The organism is Rhodococcus sp. P4_C10 (assembly GCF_056402135.1).
Genome location: NZ_JBFUHZ010000016.1, coordinates 187,959 through 205,812, shown reverse-complemented (window position 1 = coordinate 205,812; position 17,854 = coordinate 187,959). Strand labels below are relative to the sequence as shown.

The following is a 17,854-nucleotide window of genomic DNA, read 5'->3' as shown; positions in this document are numbered from 1 at the left end:
GTTCGGTGCTGACGCCGGCGTCAGACGCCGAGGAGCTCGGGCAGGTCCTGCACGTCGCAGACGTCCGTGTGGGGGAAGGTCTGCAGCAACTCGACGGACTGCGCACCGGTGCTGACGGCGACCACGAAGCGCGCGCCTGCATTCGTGCCGGAGACCAGGTCCAGCTCGGTGTCACCGGCCGAGAGCACCTGCTGCGGGTCCTCGATGCCGAAGACCTTCATCGCGTGCAGGACCAGGTCCGGCGCGGGCCTGCCCGCGGCGACGTCGTCGGCCGTCACCACGAGGTCCACGGTGTGCTCCGGGCCCTCGCCGACCGTCCAGCCGATGTTGTCGAGGATCAGTGCCGCGATCGAGCGGCTGAAGCCGGTGGTCAGCGCGACCCGAATGCCGTTGGCGCGAAGGCGGGCCAACGCGTCCTCGACACCCGGCAGTGCCTTCGGCGGATGGGCGGCGTACGCCGACACCAGTTCGACCCGGAAGTCCTGGTACATCTGTTCCACGGTCGCCGTCGAGGAGTCCATGCCGAACTCGTCGAGGAAGGCCCGGATGGCGTCGCGCTTGTTCGCGCCCATCGCCGACCGCAACTGCTCCTCGCTGAGGGTCGTCCGGGTCACGGCCTCGACGGTCTTCTTCAGCGATGCGTACACGGCACCGCCCTCGTCGATGGTGGTGCCGGCCATGTCGAGTGCTACGAGCGAGAGCAAGGGGTACTCCTCAGTCAATGGAAAAGCCGCACAACGGACTTTTCGGGTACCAGGAGAAATTAGCCAGCAGAGGTGGACCGAATGTGGTGCCGTGGTTGAGGATTGCTGTCCGTCAGGTGAATAGGGAGCGAAATGGCGGACAGGACTTACTGATTCAGGTAGTCGAGGATCAGTGGCGTCAGTTCGGCCGGCTCGACACGGTCCGGCCACTCGACATCGGGGCGCCCGAACCGGTGGGTGACGACGAATGATGCTCGCTCCTCGTCACTTGCGCCGCCGTGCCCCCCGGAGTCGAGGTGGCCGTGATCGGTGGTGACGACCAAGAGCCAGTCCTCGTCCAGGGATTCGGCCCGGGCAGCGATGCATTCCGTCAGGGTCCGCAGGTGCGAGTCCACGAGCGCAAGGGCGACGCCGTACTCGTCGGACCGGGCGCCGTGCAAGTGCCCGGCATCGTCGGCCGAGCAGAAGTAGACGAAGTTGACGTCCGGCCCCTCGTTGACGAGCATCCACCGAGCCTGGGCCATGATCTGGGCGTCGGCCTCCGGGTACCCGTTGGTCTCTCCGTCGCGCACCACCACGCGATGCAGGCCGGCGACCGCCTGCTCGCGCCGCTCGTGGACGACTGGCCCGAGCCCTCCGGCGGCGACGAGCGGCGGCCAGCTCGCAGCCGCGAATGTGGTCGTCGTCTGGTCGGCGTAGAAGGCTCGACTCAGCAGGTCGGGGTGGGCGGCCAGGCGCTTGCCGACGAAGCTGTTGTCGAGCACCCCGTGTTCCGGGTACGAGGCACCCGTCAGGATCGTGGACCAGCTCGGGCCCGACAGGGTGGGTGGCTCGACGGTCATCTCGTGCCGACGGCCCGCGTCGGCAAGCTTCGCGAGCCACGGCATGCCTCGCTCCGTGAGCGCGATGTCCGCGCGCACTCCGTCGACACCGAACAGACACACCTTGCGACGCACCGGTACCACCACTCATCTCAGAAGGGCTCCAGGACGCTCGTCGTCCCGAAACGTGATCAATCGCCCGAATCGGCTCAAGTGAGGCTCACACTTCCGGTTGTCCGATTCCGCGCAGAGTGGTGGCGAGACGGTGAACATCGGCAGGACAACAGCTCGGTGGCGACTGTGATTTGGGACGGGCGGTGACTCTGCACACCGGGGATACGTCGACGGCGGATTAGCATCCTGGGCATGAGCTTTCTGATACGTCTGGTGATCAACGCTGTCGCGATCTGGCTGGCCGCGCAGTGGGTGAACGGCATCGACATCGCCACCCCGTCGGGTGACTACTCGGGGCTGTGGGTGGTGCTGTTCATCGCGCTGGTGTTCACCGTCGTCAACGCCTTCGTCAAGCCGTTGGTGCAGTTGCTGTCGCTGCCGCTGCTGATCCTCACCCTCGGCCTGTTCACGCTGGTGATCAACGCGCTGATGTTGATGCTGACCTCGTGGATCACCGCGTCCACCGACTGGGGCATCTCCGTCGAGGGATTCTGGACGGCGGTGTGGGGTGCCCTGATCATCTCCGTCGTGAACTTCGTGCTCACCGCGGTGTTCCCGTCCGCGAAACGCTGACCGGACCGGCGACGACACACCACTAGGACAGGTCGCCAACCACCCGGAGGTCGCCGTGCACGCTCGAGGAGCATTTGCCGTCGCGGCGGCGATGGCGGCAGTCACGGTCACGGCGGCCGCCGGCAGTGCTGCCGCGTCGAGCGCCGGCAGCGTGGGGATCGGAGACCTCGCGGTGTCGGTCGGCTACCGCTGCCTGACGACGGGGACCGGCCCGGCCGACTGGCGCACCACCGCGCACGTCCTCACGACGGTGACGAACGTCGGGTCGGCGCCGGTGCGCGGCGTGAGCACCCTGGTCCAGATCCCGCTGACCTTCGGTGCGCGCGAGTTCGCGCCGGAGATCGCACCCGGGCGCAGCGTGGCCTACGACCACGACACCCGCTCCAACGCGCTGATCCTCAACCCCGTCGGGGCCGCCGCGTTCGCGGCGGGCGTGGACGCCAACCCGTTCGACAACATGTACGCCGGGGTGGCGCCGTTCGTCTGCTCGGCGCTGTGACATCAGATCGGTCCTGACCGTCCGTGTGCCGGTGCACACGGACGGTCAGCCGCAGTCGATGTCGTGGTGGACGGTCAGCTGCCGAAGATGCTGCCGATGTCCGCACTGCCGGACGACCCATTCGACCCCGACGAGCCACTCGATCCGGACGACCCGGCCCCCGGGGCGCCGACGGGGAGGAAGGCCTCGACACCGCCGCGGAGCGGGGGCATCTTGTGTCCCTCGGGCAACCGCGGATCGATTGCCGCACGGGCGGGTTCGACCGAGGAGGTTCCGATCGCGCCGTACCCGACGACGACGAGGTCGTTCATCGTGTTCGGGACAGTGAACCCGTCGCTCTCACCGGCCTGTGGCGCGAGAACCTTCTCCATCGTGCCGTTCGCCGGGTTGATCTTCACGAGCCGGAAGTCCGTTGCCACGAACGGAGCGGCGCCGGGACCGAGCGGGACGTTGTAGCCGAGCGAGATCGGTGCGAGTAGCCCGTTGTCCGTGATCGTCGGCGGCCCGCCGACGATCCAGGCGGGTTCCCCGAGCGTCGGGCTGGTCGGCAGCGTCTCCTTCGCGAGCGCAGAGTAGTCGCCACTCCACAGTCGCCGGCACTGCCCGTCGTACGACGTCAGGCTCTTGCCCTGGTCGCCGAGCAGGTAGATGTGCCCGTCCGGGGCGGCGGTCGGCGAGCCACCGTTGCTGCCCGCGTCGGCGGTGCAACGGACCGCTCCGTCGTTGCTCTCGACCGCGTAGAGGATTCCGGCGTTGTCGGTCACGTAGACGGCGCTACCGTCCGAGGAGATGGTCGGACTCGAACCGCTGCCCGAACCGACGGGTGCGCTGAAGGCGAGCGTGAACCCACCCGGCGCACCGTTCGCGCCGGGGGCATAGTCGATTCCGTAGACGTACCCCTGCGTCATGTCCGATGCGACGGCAAAGATCCGGCCGGTCTTGTCCGACACCGACGGCGTGTTGCCCTGTGGCATGGTGCCGCCCCAGAACAGTTCCCAGGCCGGGGCCCTGAGTTCGGGATCGAGCAGTCCGCCGCCGAGGAGAGTGGGGGGCTGGGGCTGGCTTGCCGCCGGCGCAGCGGTGGCCGGCAACTGGGTCACGGGTGCCCGCAATGCTCCGGTCTCGGGGTCGACCACCACCGCCTTGTTCCAGGTCGTGATGCCCATGACGGAGCCGTCGGCGAGGAACTGGGCGGTGACCAGCGGCCGGAACGGGGTCGCCCGGCCGGGTTCCTGCCACGGCGAACCGGGGACCGCGTCGGGCAACGCGATCGTCCACTTCACCTGGCCGTCCGGGCGGAACGCCCAAAGTTGGTTGCAGTCACTGACGTACAGGTCGCCGTTGCGGGCTACCAGCGGACTCTGCAGGACGGCGCAGCTGTCGAAGTCGTCGGCGTTCTGCCATGCGGGGGACTGCCACCGCAACGTGCCGTCGGGCGCGTACGCGTAGAGGTTCGACCGGCCGGGGCCGAGTCCGGTGGTGACATACGTGGTCCCGTCCGGGCCGACCACCGGGGCCGTGAGCACCGACGCATCGGCCAGTCCGGACCAGGCGGACGTGTACTCGTCGCCCGGTGAGACGGGGACTGCCTTGCGGTTGCCGGCGTCGCCGTGCAGGGTCGCCCAGCCGGTCTGCGCGTAGTAGGAGTCGATTCCGGGCGGGTCCGCGGCCGCCTGCGGTGCGCCTGCTCCGACAGCCGCCAGTGTGGTGAAGGCGAGGGCCGCGGCGGACTTGCGGGTGATCCGTGTCGGTGTCGGCAAGCGAGCCTCCGTAGGGTTAGTCGTTACATTCTGTATCGATATGTATGGAGGCAGAATGTAACGGCCGTCACAGGCGCGCGCAAGGGATCCCCCGTTGGCGCTCGAACTGGTCTCGGACGATCAGATCGAAAACGAGGGCAGGCGGATTGTCTTGGCCGGCTGACGGACTAGCCCAGCCCGAGCGCCAGTCCGGTGACCGCGCCCCAGACCAGCATGGTCAGCCCGGTGCCGGCCAGTGCCGGGATCAGCGCCATGCCGTGGCCGCCCGAACGCACCGGGGCGTTCGCCTTGACCGCCAGCGGCAGCGCGAGCAGCCCGACCAGTGCCCAGGGGGTGCGGGCGACCAGCACCAGCGTCATCACGAACGGCAGGGCCAGCAGCACCAGGTGCAGGGTTCGGGTGCGGGCGTCGCCGAGCCGCACCGCGAGGGTGTTCTTGCCGGACTCGGTGTCGGTGGGGATGTCACGCAGGTTGTTCGCGACCAGCACCGCGCTGGAGAACGACCCGACGGCGACGGCCGCGACCAGGCCGGCCCAGTCCACCCGGTCGGCCTGCACGAACTGGGTGCCGCACACCGCGACCAGCCCGAAGAACACGAACACGGCGATCTCGCCGAACCCGCTGTACCCGTAGGGGTTCCGGCCGCCGGTGTAGTACCAGGCGCCGAGGATGCAGACCGCGCCCACCAGGATCAGCCACCAGGCCGACGTCAGTGCCAGCACGACGCCGACCACCGCGGCGACGGCGAAGCAGCCCAAGGCGGCACCCTTCACTGCGGCGGGGGAGGCCACCTTCGAGCCGACCAGGCGCAGCGGCCCCACCCGCTCGTCGTCGGTGCCGCGGATGCCGTCGGAGTAGTCGTTCGCGAAGTTGACGCCGACGATCAGCGACATCGAGACCACCAATGCCAGCACGGCTTTCCACCACACGGCACCGCCGATCGAGGCGGCCGCGCCGGTCCCCACCAGTACCGGGGCGATCGCATTCGGCAGGGTGCGCGGGCGGGCACCTTCGATCCATTCGGAGACAGAAGCCATGCGTCGATCCTCGCACCCACTCGTATGGGTCGCGGCACGGACCGTCGATCACCGGGTGCCCGCACTCCGGCGGGGCACTAGCATGGGCGCCGGTGAATCCGGATAAGAGTGTCGCCGCGACCCGGTCGCCCGCAGACATCGAGGTGGCACTGCTGGGCGAGGTCTCGACGCGCCGCGACGGCGGCCTCGTTCCACTGCCGGGAGCGCGGGCCCGCAGCCTGTTGGTGGCGCTGGCCCGTCGGCCCGGCCGCGCCCGGACCGCGCAGGCACTGATCGAGGACGTCTGGGGCGATGACCCGCCGCGCTCGCCGAGCAACGCTCTGCACACCCAGATCTCCCGGCTGCGGGCGGCGTTGCCCGAGGGCGCGATCGAGATGGGTCCCGCCGGCTACCGACTCGAGCTCGCCCGAACCCAGGTCGACCTGACACTGGCCCGGGTGTGGGAACAGCAGGCGCAGCAGCAGCTCGCCGAGGGCGAACCCCGCGAGGCGGTCGACACGGTTCGCCGGGCCATGGCCCTGTGGCGAGGCGAGCCCGGTGCGGACCTGCCCGACGGCGACCTGGCGCGCGACCTCGGCGCGGAGGCCGCCGCGCGGTCGACCGCGCTGGCCTCGGTCGAGCTGGCCGCGCTCGTCGCGGCGGGGGATCTGGGCGAGGCGCTGCCGCTGGCGCGTGAGCGAGCCGAACGCGCCCCGCTGGACGAGAACGCGCACGAGCAGCTGATGACCGTGCTCTACCGGCTCGGCCGCATCGGCGACGCGCTGGACGTGTTCGCCGGTCTGCGCGGCCGGCTGGTGGACCGGCTCGGCGCCGACCCGTCACCGCGGCTCGTCGAGCTGAACCGGGCGGTGCTCACCGGCGAGCTGGGGGCAGCGGTCCCGGTGCGTCCAGGCCCGGACGGGCCCGGCGCCGGCGGCGCCAGGCAGGTTCCGAACGCCGTCGGGTTGCGGGCCGCGCCGAACCTGCTGCTCGGCCGCGACGCAGACCTGGCCGCGATCGAGGTCCTGATGGAGGTCGCGCGGGTGGTAACCGTCCTCGGGCCGGGCGGGACGGGAAAGACCCGGGTCGCGCACGCACTCGGTTCACGTGCCACGGAGCGGATTCCGGTCGCGCTGATCGAGCTGTCCTCGCTGCGCAGCGGCGAGGACCTGGTCGCGGCGATCAGCGGCACGCTCGGGCTCAGCGAGGTGGAGGTCACGCCGGGTGCCGGACTGACGCGGGCCCGGCTGCACGGTGCCCGCGACCGGCTTCGCGACGCGCTGTCGGCGCGGCCGTCGTTGCTGATCCTCGACAACTGCGAGCACCTGGTCGACGACGTCGCGGACGTGGTGGCCGACCTGGTGTCGGCCAGCGAGCACCTGACCGTGCTGGCCACCAGCCGGGCGCCGATGGCGATCACGGCGGAGTCGGTGTACCCGTTGCCGCCGTTGACGATCGACGAGTCCGGATCGCCCGCCACCGAACTCTTCAGGGCCCGCGCGCAGGCGGTCCGGCCGTCGGTACGGCTCGACCCGGTCGAGGTGGCCCAGCTGTGCCGGACCCTGGACGGGCTGCCCCTGGCCATCGAGCTCGCGGCGGCCCGGGTGCGCACGATGAGCGTGCCCGAGATCAACGCCCGGCTCGTCGACCGGTTCGCGCTGCTGCGTTCCGGCGACCGGACCTCGCCCGAACGCCATCGCACGCTGCACGCGGTGATCGAGTGGAGCTGGAACCTGCTCGAACCCGACCAGCGGGCGGCGCTGCGCCGGTTGTGCCGGTTCCCGGCGGGTTTCACCCTCGACGGGGCCGCCGCCGTGGCGGGATGGGGCGAGGTGACCGACGTCGCCGCGGCCCTCGAGGGCCTGGTGAACCAGTCGATGCTGTCCGTCGTCGAGGGTCCCGGCTCGTTCGGTCTGCGCTACCACATGCTCGAGACGGTCCGTGAGTTCGGCGACGAGCAACTGACGCGCGCGGAGGAGGCGGACCAGGTGGCGGCACGCACCTCGGCCTGGGCTGAGGAGTTCTGCCTCGCCGTGGTGCGCGAGTTCCTCAGCGGAGCACAGGTTTCCGCCTCGCATCGAGTCGAGGCCGAGCACGACAACCTGCTCGCGGCGCTGCGGCACGCGTTGTCCGTCGGCGACGGGCGGGCGGCCCTGACGGTGTTCCCGGTGCTCGGCGCGCTGTGGTCCTCGCGGGGTGCGCACTCGGAGGTGATCGCGTTGGCGCCGCGGATCATCGACATCGACCCGCGGGCCTACGGCCCCGAGGACGTGCCGGGGAACCTCCTCGTGCTGACCTACCTGATGGCAAGCGCACACCTGGCATTCGGCGGGGTCAGCAGGCAGCTGGCGGTGGCGCGGTTCCTGCTGCGCCGGATCCTCGCGACACGCACGGACATCGACCCGGCGCTGCGGCTGGACGGTTCGTTGATGGTGATGCCGCCGTCGGGAAAGGGGATGGCGCGCAGGCTCGCTCACGCGGTGCGGTCACCGGATCCGTCGGCCCGGAGCGCGGCCTTCATGGCTCGGGCAAACCTGCGGGAGAACAACGGCGACCTGTACGGGTCGCAGGCGGACGGCCTGGCCGCGCTGGAACTCGCGCGGGCCGAGGGCGACGTCTGGGGCCTGGCGATGGTGTGTCAGCACCTCGGCAGCCTGGCCGGTCAGTCCGCGCGCTACGGGGAGGCGGTCGGCTACTACCGGCAGGCCGCCGAGATCCTCTGGGACCTGCATGCATTCGAGGAGAGCACCACACTGCGCAGCTACATCGGGGCCGCCCTGGTCGGTGCGGGACGAGTCGAGGAGGCCCGTCGCGAACTCGACGGTGCGCAGCCGCCGGGCGCCTCGTCCGGTACGGGAGCGGCGTCCGGAGGAGCGGGGGCGTCCGGTGACCACCAGAGCGCGGCCTCGATCGCCGCCGCGTTTGCCGAGGCGGACCTCGCCGACGGCGCGGTCGACGCCGGCCTGCGCGGGTACCGCCGTGCCCTCGACCTGGCGGGGTGGCCGGCGATGACGGGGAGCCCCGATCCGTTCACCTTCATGGTGGCCGCCGCCGCGGTCGCCGCGCACGTGCTCGCCGGCCGCGCCGCGGAGATCTCGGAGCTGGTCGACCTGTGCGCGCGCCTGGTGGCGCAGCGCCTCGGACCCGACGGCTATCCGGACCTGCCGCAGACCGGTGGGGTCGCGTGCGCCGTGGGCAGCTTCGACATCGCGACCGGACGGGACCCGGAGGCGGGGCTGCGGTTGCTCGTCCTGTCCGCCAGAGTCGCTGCCCGTCAGGACTTCCCGTCCATGCAACAGGTGCGGCACCTGGACGCGGCGCGCACGGTCCTCGGCGCGGAGCGGGTCGACGCGGAACTGGCCGCCGTCGCCCGGCGGGCGCGCCACGGAGCGCGCGCCGAGATCCTGGAGCTGCTGGCCGCCCGCGGCTGACCGTGTGGAACGCCGGCGGCGGCCGGTGCCCACCCGGGCACCGGCCGCCGTGTTGCTAGGTCTTGCGCATGTACATCCGCACGGTCAGCGGGGCCATCACCGCGACGACGGCCGCGGCGCCGAGCAGTGCCCACACCACGTGGATGCCGGCATGCCCGTCGTTGACCAGTTCTCGGACGGCGGTCACCACGTGCGAGACCGGGTTGACATTCACGAACGCCTGCATCCAGCCGGGCATGGTGTCGGGAAGTACGAAGGCGTTGGACATGAACGTCAGCGGGAACAGGACGAGCATCGAGATGCCCTGCACCGAGGAGGCCTTGCTCATCAGCACGCCCATCAGGGCGAAGATCCAGCTGATCGAGAACGCGCACACCATCACCAGCAGACCGGCCGCGACCACTCCGACCACGCCGCCACCCGGCCGGTAGCCCATCGCGATTCCCACCACGAAGGTGATCGTCGTGGCGATGCCGTAGCGGACGACGTCGGCGAGCAGCGCACCCGCGAGCGGCGAGATACGGGCAATGGGAAGGGATTTGAATCTGTCGAAGACGCCCTTGTCCATGTCCTCACGCAGCTGGGTGCCGGTGACGATGGAGGCGGTGATGACGGTCTGCACGAGGATTCCGGGGATGATGATCGGCAGGTACGACGCCACGTCACCGGAGATCGCGCCGCCGAAGATGTAGGTGAACATCACCGTGAAGATCACCGGCTGGATGACCACGTCGAAGAGCTGCTCGGGGTTGTGCTTCACCTTGAGCAGGCCGCGGTAGGCCATGGTCAGCGAGTTCGTGACGGACTGGCCGAGGCTGATCGACCGAGCCGTGGGCGCTGTCGGGGGACGGGTGTCGGTGCGCCCGGTGCCGGGTGCGAGGGTGGTGGTGGTCATGCGACGCTCCGTTCGGTGCCGGACTCCGCTGCGGGGTCGACCTGGTCCGCGCCGTGTCCGGTGATGGTGAGGAAGACCTCGTCGAGGCTCGGCTTGCTGACGGTGATCTCGTCGACCGCGATTCCGTGCTCGCGCAACCGGATCAGCAGTTCAGGGGTGACGGAGGGATCGGTCAGCGGGGCGGTGAGCCGGCCCGCCTCGGGGGTGACGGCGACCTCGACCCCGAGCGACTCGGCCAGCAGCATCCGGGTCTGTTCGGTGTGGGCCCGGTCGACCACCTTGAGCTGCAGCGAGGACACGCCGACCGAGGCCTTGAGCTCGTCGGCGGTGCCGTCCGCGATCACCTCGCCGCGGTCGATCACCGCGATCCGGTCGGCCAACTGGTCGGCCTCGTCGAGGTACTGGGTGGTCAGCAGGACCGTCGAACCCTCGGCGACGAGACGGCGGATGGTCTCCCACATCTGGGCGCGGGTGCGCGGGTCCAGCCCGGTGGTCGGCTCGTCGAGGAACAGCAGCGGCGGGTGCGCGATCAGGCTGGCCGCCAGGTCCAGTCGCCTGCGCATGCCGCCGGAGAAGTACTTGAGCGCCTTGGTCGCGGCTTCGGCGAGGTCGAACTCCTCGAGCAGTTCCGCCGACTTGCGGCGGGCATCGGCGCGGGAGAGCCCGAGCAGTCGGGAGAAGATCATCAGGTTCTCGGTGGCGGTGAGGTCCTCGTCCACCGAGGCGTACTGGCCGGTGACGCCGACCAGCGAGCGGACTGCGTTGGGCTCGCGGACCACGTCGTGGCCGAAGATGCGGGCCTCGCCCGCGTCGGGGCGCAGCAGGGTGGCGAGCATGCGGATCGTGGTGGTCTTGCCGGCGCCGTTCGGCCCGAGCACGCCGTAGACGGCGCCGGTGGGGACGGTGAGGCTGACGCCGTCGACCGCGGTGTGGTCGCCGAATCGCTTGACCAGCCCCACCGCCTCGATGGCGGGGGGAGCGGAGAGGTTCATGGGTGTCCTTACGTCGAAGGGTTCCTTCGGTGTCGGGACCACTGTGCGGGGCGGGCCTTGCGCGGCACTTGCGTCGCGCATGCGGCCGCCGTCGCCGGGGAGAGCTCGCCGTTCAGGGCGCGGCGGGACCGCCGAACCGGGCGACGAGCCCCCGCCGGTCCACCTTGCCCGGTCCCCGCAGCGGCAGGACGTCGACCAGGTGCACCTCGCGCGGGGCGGCGGTGACGTCCAGCGTGGTCTCGACGTGGGCGCGCAGCTGTGCGAGCGTCGGCTCGGTGCCGGCGACCGGTACCACCACCGCCGCAACCCGTTGGCCCAGACGCGAATCCGGCAGGCCGATCACCGCGCACTCGGCGACCGCGGGATGGCTGGCCAGCGCGGCCTCGACCACCTGCGGGACCACCGTCAGGCCGCCGGTGGAGATGGCGTCGTCGAGTCGTCCGGTCACGGTCAGCACGCCGTCGGTCAGCGTGCCCGCGTCGTCGGTGCGGAACCAGCCCGGCTCGGCGAAGGCCGGGTGATCCGGCAGGCCGCGGTAGCCCGACGCCAGCGTCGGGCCGCCGAGCAGCACCCGGCCGTTCTCGACGCGCACCCGCACTCCGTCGAGGGCGACGCCGTCGTACACGCAGCCGCCGCAGGTCTCGCTCATCCCGTAGGTGCGCACCACGGTGATGCCCGCGGCCTCCGCCCGAGCCCGGACGGGAGCCGGGGTGGCGGCGCCGCCGAGCAGCACGGCGTCCAGTTCGGCCAGCGCCGCGCAGGCCTCGGGTACCTCGAGCGCCTTGATCAGTTGGGTGGGCACCAGCGAGGTGTACCGCCTGGGCCCGGCCATCCGCGCGACCGCGGCGGGCAGTGCGGCCGGGTCGAACCCCCCCGTCACGTCCATGATCACGGGCTCGGTGCCGGCCAGCACGGACCGGGCGAGCACCTGCATCCCGGCGATGTGGTGCGCGGGCAGCGCCAGCAGCCACCCGCCCCGGCCGCCGATCCGCGCATGGGTGGCCTCACCGCTGGCCCGCAGTGCGGCCGCGCTCAGCAGGGCGCCCTTGGGGACGCCGGTGGATCCGGAGGTGGCCACGACCAGCGCGACCGATTCGTCGACGGGTTCGCCGGGGCGCAGGCTCTCGGTCAGGCGCGCGCGCTCGAGGGCGTCGTCGGCGGGTACCGGCAGCAGCGCGGGGCCGTCGCCGTCGAGCGCCCGGGCCAGCCGGGGCAGCACCTCGGCGGCCCGGGCGCCGGACGGGACGGGCAGGGTCTGCAGCATCGAACTCACCGGCTCAATGCTGCCAGAGCGGGGGTCGCGAGAGCGGGGGTGGTGCGCGGCGCCGCGGTCAGGCCCGGAGCCTGTCCGGCACCGGGACCGGGACGTCGCGGGTTCGGGTCGACGGACGGTTCTCCCGGAGCACCCGCGCCAGTATCTGCGGCCGCAGCAAAGACGTGGGCCGCTCGAGCAGGTTGACGACCCGCAGGAACGCGGCGCCGACCTCGGGATCGGCCGCGGCCGCCCGGTGCACGCGGGCCGTGTACGCGTTGGCCATCCGCGTTCGCCGGGTGCGGGTGCCCGCGACCGTCGGGATGCGCAGATCGGTGTCGCAGGACGTCTGCCAGGCATCGTCGAGCAGCGGGGCCGCCGCCCGCAGGAACGACCTGACCGGCCGCGTCCGGTTCGTGTCGAGACTCTCGCGCAGCATGAGCGACTCGGCCGCCGCGACACTCATGCCCTGGCCGTAGACGGGATCGAAGCAGCAGATCGTGTCGCCGAACGGAACGTAGTGCGCGGGCAGCCTCGCGGCGTCGAAGTGGCGGCGCACCGCGGTGGGGATCCGATAGCGGACCGGGTCGTCGAGAGGTTCGGCACTGGCGATCAGAGCGCCGAAGTCGGGCGCGGGGAGCGATGCCGCGTACTCGGTAAATCCGGCGGGGTCCAGCGGTGGTTCGTCGGCGCCGTACCCGGCGAGGGTCACGATCCAGCCGTCGTCCTCCTGCGCAAGGATCACGCCACCCCGCGGCGCCTCGGGTGTCGCGCCGACGCCGATTCCGAGATCGCCGCCGAGGTCGGTGCGCCGGCGCCGGTAGTGTCGGGTGGCGTACGCGAGCTCGATCGTGAGACTGTCCTGGTCCGGTCTCGGGTACCCGAGCGACTCGAGCCAGGCCTGGGTCTGTGAGCTGCGCCCGGAGGCATCGACGAGGAGGTCGCAGTCGACGACGTCGTCGGCGGCCCGGTCGGCGGTGCGGCTCACCTTCAGCCCGGTGACGGTCCGGCGCCTCGGGTCGGTGGTGACACCGAGCGCAGCGCACCGGTCGGTGATGGTGACCCCGGGCAGTGCCCGCACCCGGTTGCGCAGCTGCCACTCGACGAGCGGTCGGCTCCCACAGACACCCGGGATGCCGGAGCGGCCCGCAGCCAGCCGGTGCCCGCTCAGCGTCCACCGGAAGTTGGCGAGAACATCCCCGGTGATAGCGCCGCACTGGACCAGCTCGCCGATGAACCCGGGGAACAGCTCCTCCATCACGGCCCCGCCCCGGGCGAGCAGCGCATGCGCGTGGCGGCCCTGCGGCACGCACCGCCGGGCGGTCGGCTCGGTGACGGGCTGGTCCCGCTCGACGACGGTCACCCTGGCGTAGAAATCGCTGAGCACCCGGGCCGCCAGCAACCCGCCCACACCGGCGCCGATCACCACGGCATGCTCATCGCGGACAGTCATGACGACTCCTCTGCAGACCCGACGAGATTGGATGACTCCAGTCTCGGCGGGCTCCGCAGGACCGACGCGAGTAGTCGACCACTCGCTTCGGTCGCGGGACTACTCGGATGCCGAAGGGCCCGACGGCGGCGCGGGTACACGTTGCCCTGTCAGGACGGGATCGAGGGGTCCTCGTGCGGCCAGCCGCCAGTCGTCAGGTGCTCGCTGACCCTGGCGATGTCGGACTCGAGCGGCATCTCGTCGGTGAGCCGGGTGATCAGCACGCCGATCTCGACGCGGTCGATCGGCGCCTGACCCTGCTCGATGAGCGCATCCGTCACCGCGACCACCTCCTCGTCCGAGAGCCGCCGGCACAGCAGCGCGATCAGCGGGACGTAGTCCTGTTCCGGAACCCCGTTCGGATAGCCCTTCCGCAGCCACCCGATGATCGAGGTGAGGAACTGCGGCCGATTCACGGACCGGCGTCCGGGGCGGCGGCATCCGTTTCCGCTTCGGCGGCCGCGTCCGCGACGGACGTCTCGTCGGGGCCGAATCCGGTGGCCAGGCGATGCTCGTCGGCCAGCGGCCAGCCCGCCGCGGCCAGCACCCGGCCGACCCGGATGACGTCGACCTCGGAGGGGACGGTCCGGGTGAGGTCGGCGATGTAGGAGGCGATCTCCGCCTCGGTGATGTGGGCGGCGGCCGCGTCCGGGTCGGTCAACTCGGCGCGTGCCTCCGCCAGTTCGACGGCGACCTCGCCGATCTGCTCGGCGGTCAGCTTGCGGGCCAGCAGCGCCACCAGCGGGATGCGGTCCTTGGGCGGGATGCCTTGCGGGTAGCCGGCGCGAAGCCACTTGACCACAGACATGGGGAAGGTCGGCTTGACCGGGGTACTCACGGGAGGACTTCCTCTCGACTCGCGGTGATCGGCGTCAGAACAGCTCGATACCGAAGGTGTGGTTCAGGAAATCGGACATCACGAACAGGATGCCGACGACGATCGCGATCACGATGATTGCAAAACATGCCACAGCCCCGGCCACCGCGAGCGGGCGGCGGGTCACGGTGCCGTCCGCGGCGACGTCGGAACCGGCGGCCAGGGAGCGCAGACCGAGGGCGAACAGGGCGGGCAGACCGGCGCCGAGCAGCAGCCCGACCAGGATGACCTGCCACAGGGAGTTGGCGGTGGTGACGAGGAGATCCATGTCAGTTTCCTCGGATCGCGGCGTCGGTCACGGAGTCGGTCACGGAGTCGGGGACCGTGTCGGGCACGATCGGCGGTGCCGGGATGTCGGCGAAGTCGACGGCGGCCAGGTCGCCGGCGGCGAGGCCGGCGGCCAGGTCGGTCTCGGCCTTGGTCGGGACCGCGCCCTCCTCCCAGTCGGCGTTGACGTTGCTCGGATCCACCGGCTGCTTGCGCGAGTGCAGGAACATCCAGGCGGAGAGCGAGATCAGGGCCACGAACACCACCAGCACGCCGGGCAGGCCGCCGATGTAGTGGGCCACGGCCCAGCAGGCGGCACCCATCAGCGCGGCAGACGGCAGCGTGATCAGCCAGGCGACGCCCATCCGGCCGGCCACGCCCCAGCGCACCGCGGCACCGCGTCGGCCGACGCCGCTGCCCATGATCGAGCCGGTCGCGACGTGCGTCGTCGACAGGGGCAGGCCCAGGTGGCTCGAGGTGAGGATGATCGCGGCGGACGACGCCTCGGCGGCCATACCCTGCGGCGCGGCGATCTCCACCAGCCCCTTGCCGAGAGTGCGGATGACCCGCCAGCCACCGAGGTAGGTGCCCAGGGCGATGGCGACGGCGCAGCTGGCCTTGACCCAGAACGGCATCGCGGTGTCTGCGGTGATGGTCCCGTGCGCGACCAGCGCCAGGAAGATCACGCCCATCGTCTTCTGCGCGTCGTTGGTGCCGTGCGCCAGCGAGACCAGGGAGGCCGAGCCGACCTGGCCGAGCCGGAACCCGGTGTTCTTCTGGCCGTCGGGGACGTTGGCGGTGATCCGGTAGATCAGCCAGGTGCCGACGGTCGCGATCAGTCCGGCCACCACCGGGGCCAGGATCGCGGGCACCACGACTTTGCTGAGCACGCCGTCCCACACCACCCCGTTCACCCCGAGCGAGGCGATCGAGGCGCCGATCAGGCCGCCGAACAGTGCGTGCGACGAGCTGGACGGAATGCCGAACAGCCAGGTGAGCAGGTTCCAGAGGATGCCGCCGACGAGTCCGGCGAAGACGATGATCAGCAGGGCCTCGCCGCTGACCGTGTCGAGGTTGACGACGCCCTTCGCGACGGTGGCGGCGACCTCGACGGAGAGGAACGCACCGACCAGGTTCAGGGTTGAGGAAAGCGCCACCGCGACCTTGGGTCTCAGTGCCCCGGTGGCGATGGACGTTGCCATCGCGTTGCCGGTGTCGTGGAAGCCGTTGGTGAAGTCGAACCCGAGGGCTGTGACGACCACGACGAGAAGAACGATGAGTTCCGCGTTCACGGGCTAGATCCTCCGTTACGAAACCGTAAAAGTCGAGCCAGTAGGCGCCGTCTGGGAGTGCGCTTCCGCACACGGAGCGGGTATCGTCCTGGCCCTTTTTCCATAACCGGTGTACAGGCCGCTGTCGACCCGGACAGGAGTGCGGATCGTCACAGCCCGAGTCGGCGTGTGGGCGGGCTCACTCGGATGTCTCACTCACCGGGACCTGCCCAGGGCGGGGGGTTCACGCTGGCTACCTTCCTCGAATCGAGTGACGCAGAACACGTTGCCCGACGGCTGATTCGACGGGCCGGCACGGCCACCGGCCGAGAGTTCGCCAGTCCAGACCAGTGCGGCCCCACCCGGGCAGGCGAGAAGGAGACACCGAACGTGAAACGAAAGAACACGGCCAAGCTGATGGCCGCGCTGGCCTTGTCGGCGACGCTTGTCACGGGCTGCGCGACGGACCGGGGTGGCGATGCCGGCGTGCCGGTCGCCGGGGGCGGTGCGGCGGGCACCGAGGCGGCGGCGTCGTCTGACACGAAGTTCGGCACCCTGGACTCGCCGTGTGGCACGGGCGACGCGAAGGGCGCGACCGAGCAGGGCGTCACCGACACCGAGATCAAGATCGGATACGGCGACGACCGCGGCTACGCGCAGAGCCCCGGTCTGAACAAGGAGATGTCCGACGCCCTCGCCGCGATGATCGACTGGTGCAACGATCAGGGCGGCATCAACGGCCGCAAGATCGTCGGCACCGACTACGACGCCGCCATGACGCAGGCCAACACCGTCATGCAGGAGGCCTGCCGCTCCGAGTTCATGCTGGTCGGTCACGGCTTCGCGATGGACCAGACCGCCGAGCAGACCCGCGTCGCCTGCAACCTCGCGGCGGTGCCCGGGTTCACCGTCTCGCCGGAGGCCGCCAACGGCCCGATGTCCTTCCAGGGTGTGCCGTTCCCGGTCGACTACGCGAACGGCTCGGCGTGGTTCCAGATGGGCGAGCTGCGCCCCGACCTCAAGACCGAGTTCGACCTGGTCGGCTCCACCATGCCCACGATCATCACCTCGCTGACCAAGGTGCGCTCGATCGCGGAGGCGGCCGGGTTCAAGCTCAAGGACTGCGGCGTCACGCTCAACTACCAGGGCGAGCCCAGCTACGTGCCGTTCGCCGAGAAGTACAAGCAGTGCGGCGTCAAGGGCCTGTGGACCTCCCGCTCGCCGGTCCCCAACGAGTTCAACTTCTTCAAGGCGATCGACCAGGCCGGCATCGACCCGGTGATCCTCGGTGAGGCCACCTGGTACGGCAACTCCGCGCAGACCTTCAACTCCGGCAGCGGCGTCCTGGACAACCTCAACGCCGGCATGACCTTCCAGATGCTCGAGAACGCGGACAAGGTCCCGGCCGTCAAGAAGTACCTGGACCTGGTCTCCGCCGAGGGCGGCAAGACCGCGCTGCTGGGCATGCAGTCCACTTCCTCGTTCCTGCTCTGGGCCACCGCGGCCAAGGAGTGCGGCTCGGACCTGACCCGTCAGTGCATGGTCAACGAGCTCGCCAAGATCCACGACTGGGACGGCGGCGGACTGCACGCGGCCACCGACCCCGGCAAGAACATCCCGGCCAAGTGCGGCCTGATGGTCGAGCTGACCGGTGACAAGTACACCCAGGCGTTCCCCAGCGCGACGGGCGAGTTCAAGTGCGACGACGCGTACCTGGTCAAGACCGACCAGTCGACCTGGGGCACGGACCTCGGGCCCGACCGGGTCGCTACGAAGTTCCTCGGACCGAATGTGATCAAGCCGCAGGCCTGACCCACAGTTCGCTCCTCT

General features: G+C 70.7%; 15 protein-coding genes and 1 pseudogene. 4 read left to right on the top strand and 12 right to left on the bottom strand.

Features of this window, described 5'->3' with window-relative positions; genetic code table 11:
• Positions 1-20: 20 nt before the first annotated feature.
• The gene (locus tag AC1DWC_RS13735) at positions 21-704 is read right to left on the bottom strand and encodes a phosphonatase-like hydrolase (protein ID WP_477908788.1); all 684 of its coding nucleotides are present in this window, start codon (positions 702-704) and stop codon (positions 21-23) included.
• A gap of 146 nt (positions 705-850) precedes the next feature.
• The gene (locus AC1DWC_RS13730) at positions 851-1,660 is read right to left on the bottom strand and encodes an alkaline phosphatase family protein (protein WP_477837857.1); all 810 of its coding nucleotides are present in this window, start codon (positions 1,658-1,660) and stop codon (positions 851-853) included.
• Between the two features lie 231 nt (positions 1,661-1,891).
• Between AC1DWC_RS13730 and AC1DWC_RS13725 the strand changes: the two genes are divergently transcribed.
• A complete protein-coding gene (locus tag AC1DWC_RS13725) occupies positions 1,892-2,272 on the top strand; it encodes a phage holin family protein (RefSeq protein ID WP_477908786.1) in 381 nt (126 codons plus the stop codon).
• Between the two features lie 55 nt (positions 2,273-2,327).
• Positions 2,328-2,771, top strand: a complete 444-nt coding sequence (locus tag AC1DWC_RS13720; RefSeq protein WP_477908785.1) for a hypothetical protein — start codon at positions 2,328-2,330, stop codon at positions 2,769-2,771.
• A gap of 74 nt (positions 2,772-2,845) precedes the next feature.
• Here AC1DWC_RS13720 and AC1DWC_RS13715 read toward each other — a convergent pair whose 3' ends face one another.
• Complete coding sequence (locus AC1DWC_RS13715; protein ID WP_477908784.1) at positions 2,846-4,531, bottom strand: outer membrane protein assembly factor BamB family protein; 1,686 nt, start codon at positions 4,529-4,531, stop codon at positions 2,846-2,848.
• Positions 4,532-4,698: 167 nt separating this feature from the next.
• Positions 4,699-5,568, bottom strand: a complete 870-nt coding sequence (locus AC1DWC_RS13710) for a 1,4-dihydroxy-2-naphthoate polyprenyltransferase (protein ID WP_477908782.1) — start codon at positions 5,566-5,568, stop codon at positions 4,699-4,701.
• Between the two features lie 92 nt (positions 5,569-5,660).
• Here AC1DWC_RS13710 and AC1DWC_RS13705 point away from each other — a divergent pair, with 92 nt between their 5' ends.
• The gene (locus AC1DWC_RS13705) at positions 5,661-8,978 is read left to right on the top strand and encodes an AfsR/SARP family transcriptional regulator (RefSeq protein ID WP_477908780.1); all 3,318 of its coding nucleotides are present in this window, start codon (positions 5,661-5,663) and stop codon (positions 8,976-8,978) included.
• Between the two features lie 55 nt (positions 8,979-9,033).
• Here AC1DWC_RS13705 and AC1DWC_RS13700 read toward each other — a convergent pair whose 3' ends face one another.
• The 8 genes and pseudogenes from AC1DWC_RS13700 to AC1DWC_RS13665 all read right to left on the bottom strand — a co-directional run bounded on the left by AC1DWC_RS13700 (position 9,034) and on the right by AC1DWC_RS13665 (position 16,045).
• Entirely contained in the window at positions 9,034-9,873 is an 840-nt protein-coding gene (locus tag AC1DWC_RS13700) for an ABC transporter permease (protein ID WP_477908778.1), read from the bottom strand.
• Positions 9,870-10,865 (bottom strand): ATP-binding cassette domain-containing protein, encoded by a 996-nt coding sequence (locus AC1DWC_RS13695; protein WP_477908776.1) that lies wholly within the window; start codon positions 10,863-10,865, stop codon positions 9,870-9,872. Before AC1DWC_RS13695 ends, AC1DWC_RS13700 begins: the two co-directional genes overlap by 4 nt.
• 112 nt (positions 10,866-10,977) lie before the next feature.
• Positions 10,978-12,129, bottom strand: a complete 1,152-nt coding sequence (menE, locus tag AC1DWC_RS13690; protein WP_477908948.1) for an o-succinylbenzoate--CoA ligase — start codon at positions 12,127-12,129, stop codon at positions 10,978-10,980.
• A 67-nt stretch (positions 12,130-12,196) separates the two neighbouring features.
• Positions 12,197-13,570 (bottom strand): NAD(P)/FAD-dependent oxidoreductase, encoded by a 1,374-nt coding sequence (locus tag AC1DWC_RS13685; protein WP_477908774.1) that lies wholly within the window; start codon positions 13,568-13,570, stop codon positions 12,197-12,199.
• Between the two features lie 149 nt (positions 13,571-13,719).
• Complete coding sequence (locus AC1DWC_RS13680) at positions 13,720-14,025, bottom strand: DUF3349 domain-containing protein (RefSeq protein ID WP_072842674.1); 306 nt, start codon at positions 14,023-14,025, stop codon at positions 13,720-13,722.
• Between the two features lie 101 nt (positions 14,026-14,126).
• Positions 14,127-14,417: pseudogene (locus AC1DWC_RS13675) on the bottom strand (DUF3349 domain-containing protein); the annotation flags it as partial.
• A 64-nt stretch (positions 14,418-14,481) separates the two neighbouring features.
• Positions 14,482-14,754, bottom strand: a complete 273-nt coding sequence (locus AC1DWC_RS13670; RefSeq protein WP_072842676.1) for a hypothetical protein — start codon at positions 14,752-14,754, stop codon at positions 14,482-14,484.
• A 1-nt stretch (position 14,755) separates the two neighbouring features.
• Positions 14,756-16,045 (bottom strand): inorganic phosphate transporter, encoded by a 1,290-nt coding sequence (locus AC1DWC_RS13665; RefSeq protein ID WP_477908772.1) that lies wholly within the window; start codon positions 16,043-16,045, stop codon positions 14,756-14,758.
• Between the two features lie 396 nt (positions 16,046-16,441).
• On the opposite strand from AC1DWC_RS13665, the gene AC1DWC_RS13660 reads away from it, so the two are divergent.
• The gene (locus AC1DWC_RS13660; RefSeq protein WP_477908946.1) at positions 16,442-17,836 is read left to right on the top strand and encodes an ABC transporter substrate-binding protein; all 1,395 of its coding nucleotides are present in this window, start codon (positions 16,442-16,444) and stop codon (positions 17,834-17,836) included.
• The last annotated feature ends 18 nt before the right edge of the window (positions 17,837-17,854 follow it).

Bases quoted from the DNA above. Each gene is read 5' to 3' on its own strand.
- AC1DWC_RS13725 (WP_477908786.1), top strand. From the start codon at position 1,892: ATGAGCTTTCTGATACGTCTGGTGATCAACGCTGTCGCGATCTGGCTG.
- AC1DWC_RS13710 (WP_477908782.1), bottom strand. From the start codon at position 5,568: ATGGCTTCTGTCTCCGAATGGATCGAAGGTGCCCGCCCGCGCACCCTG.
- AC1DWC_RS13700 (WP_477908778.1), bottom strand. From the start codon at position 9,873: ATGACCACCACCACCCTCGCACCCGGCACCGGGCGCACCGACACCCGT.
- AC1DWC_RS13695 (WP_477908776.1), bottom strand. From the start codon at position 10,865: ATGAACCTCTCCGCTCCCCCCGCCATCGAGGCGGTGGGGCTGGTCAAG.
- menE (WP_477908948.1), bottom strand. From the start codon at position 12,129: ATGCTGCAGACCCTGCCCGTCCCGTCCGGCGCCCGGGCCGCCGAGGTG.
- AC1DWC_RS13685 (WP_477908774.1), bottom strand. From the start codon at position 13,570: ATGACTGTCCGCGATGAGCATGCCGTGGTGATCGGCGCCGGTGTGGGC.
- AC1DWC_RS13670 (WP_072842676.1), bottom strand. From the start codon at position 14,754: ATGGATCTCCTCGTCACCACCGCCAACTCCCTGTGGCAGGTCATCCTG.
- AC1DWC_RS13660 (WP_477908946.1), top strand. From the start codon at position 16,442: ATGGCCGCGCTGGCCTTGTCGGCGACGCTTGTCACGGGCTGCGCGACG.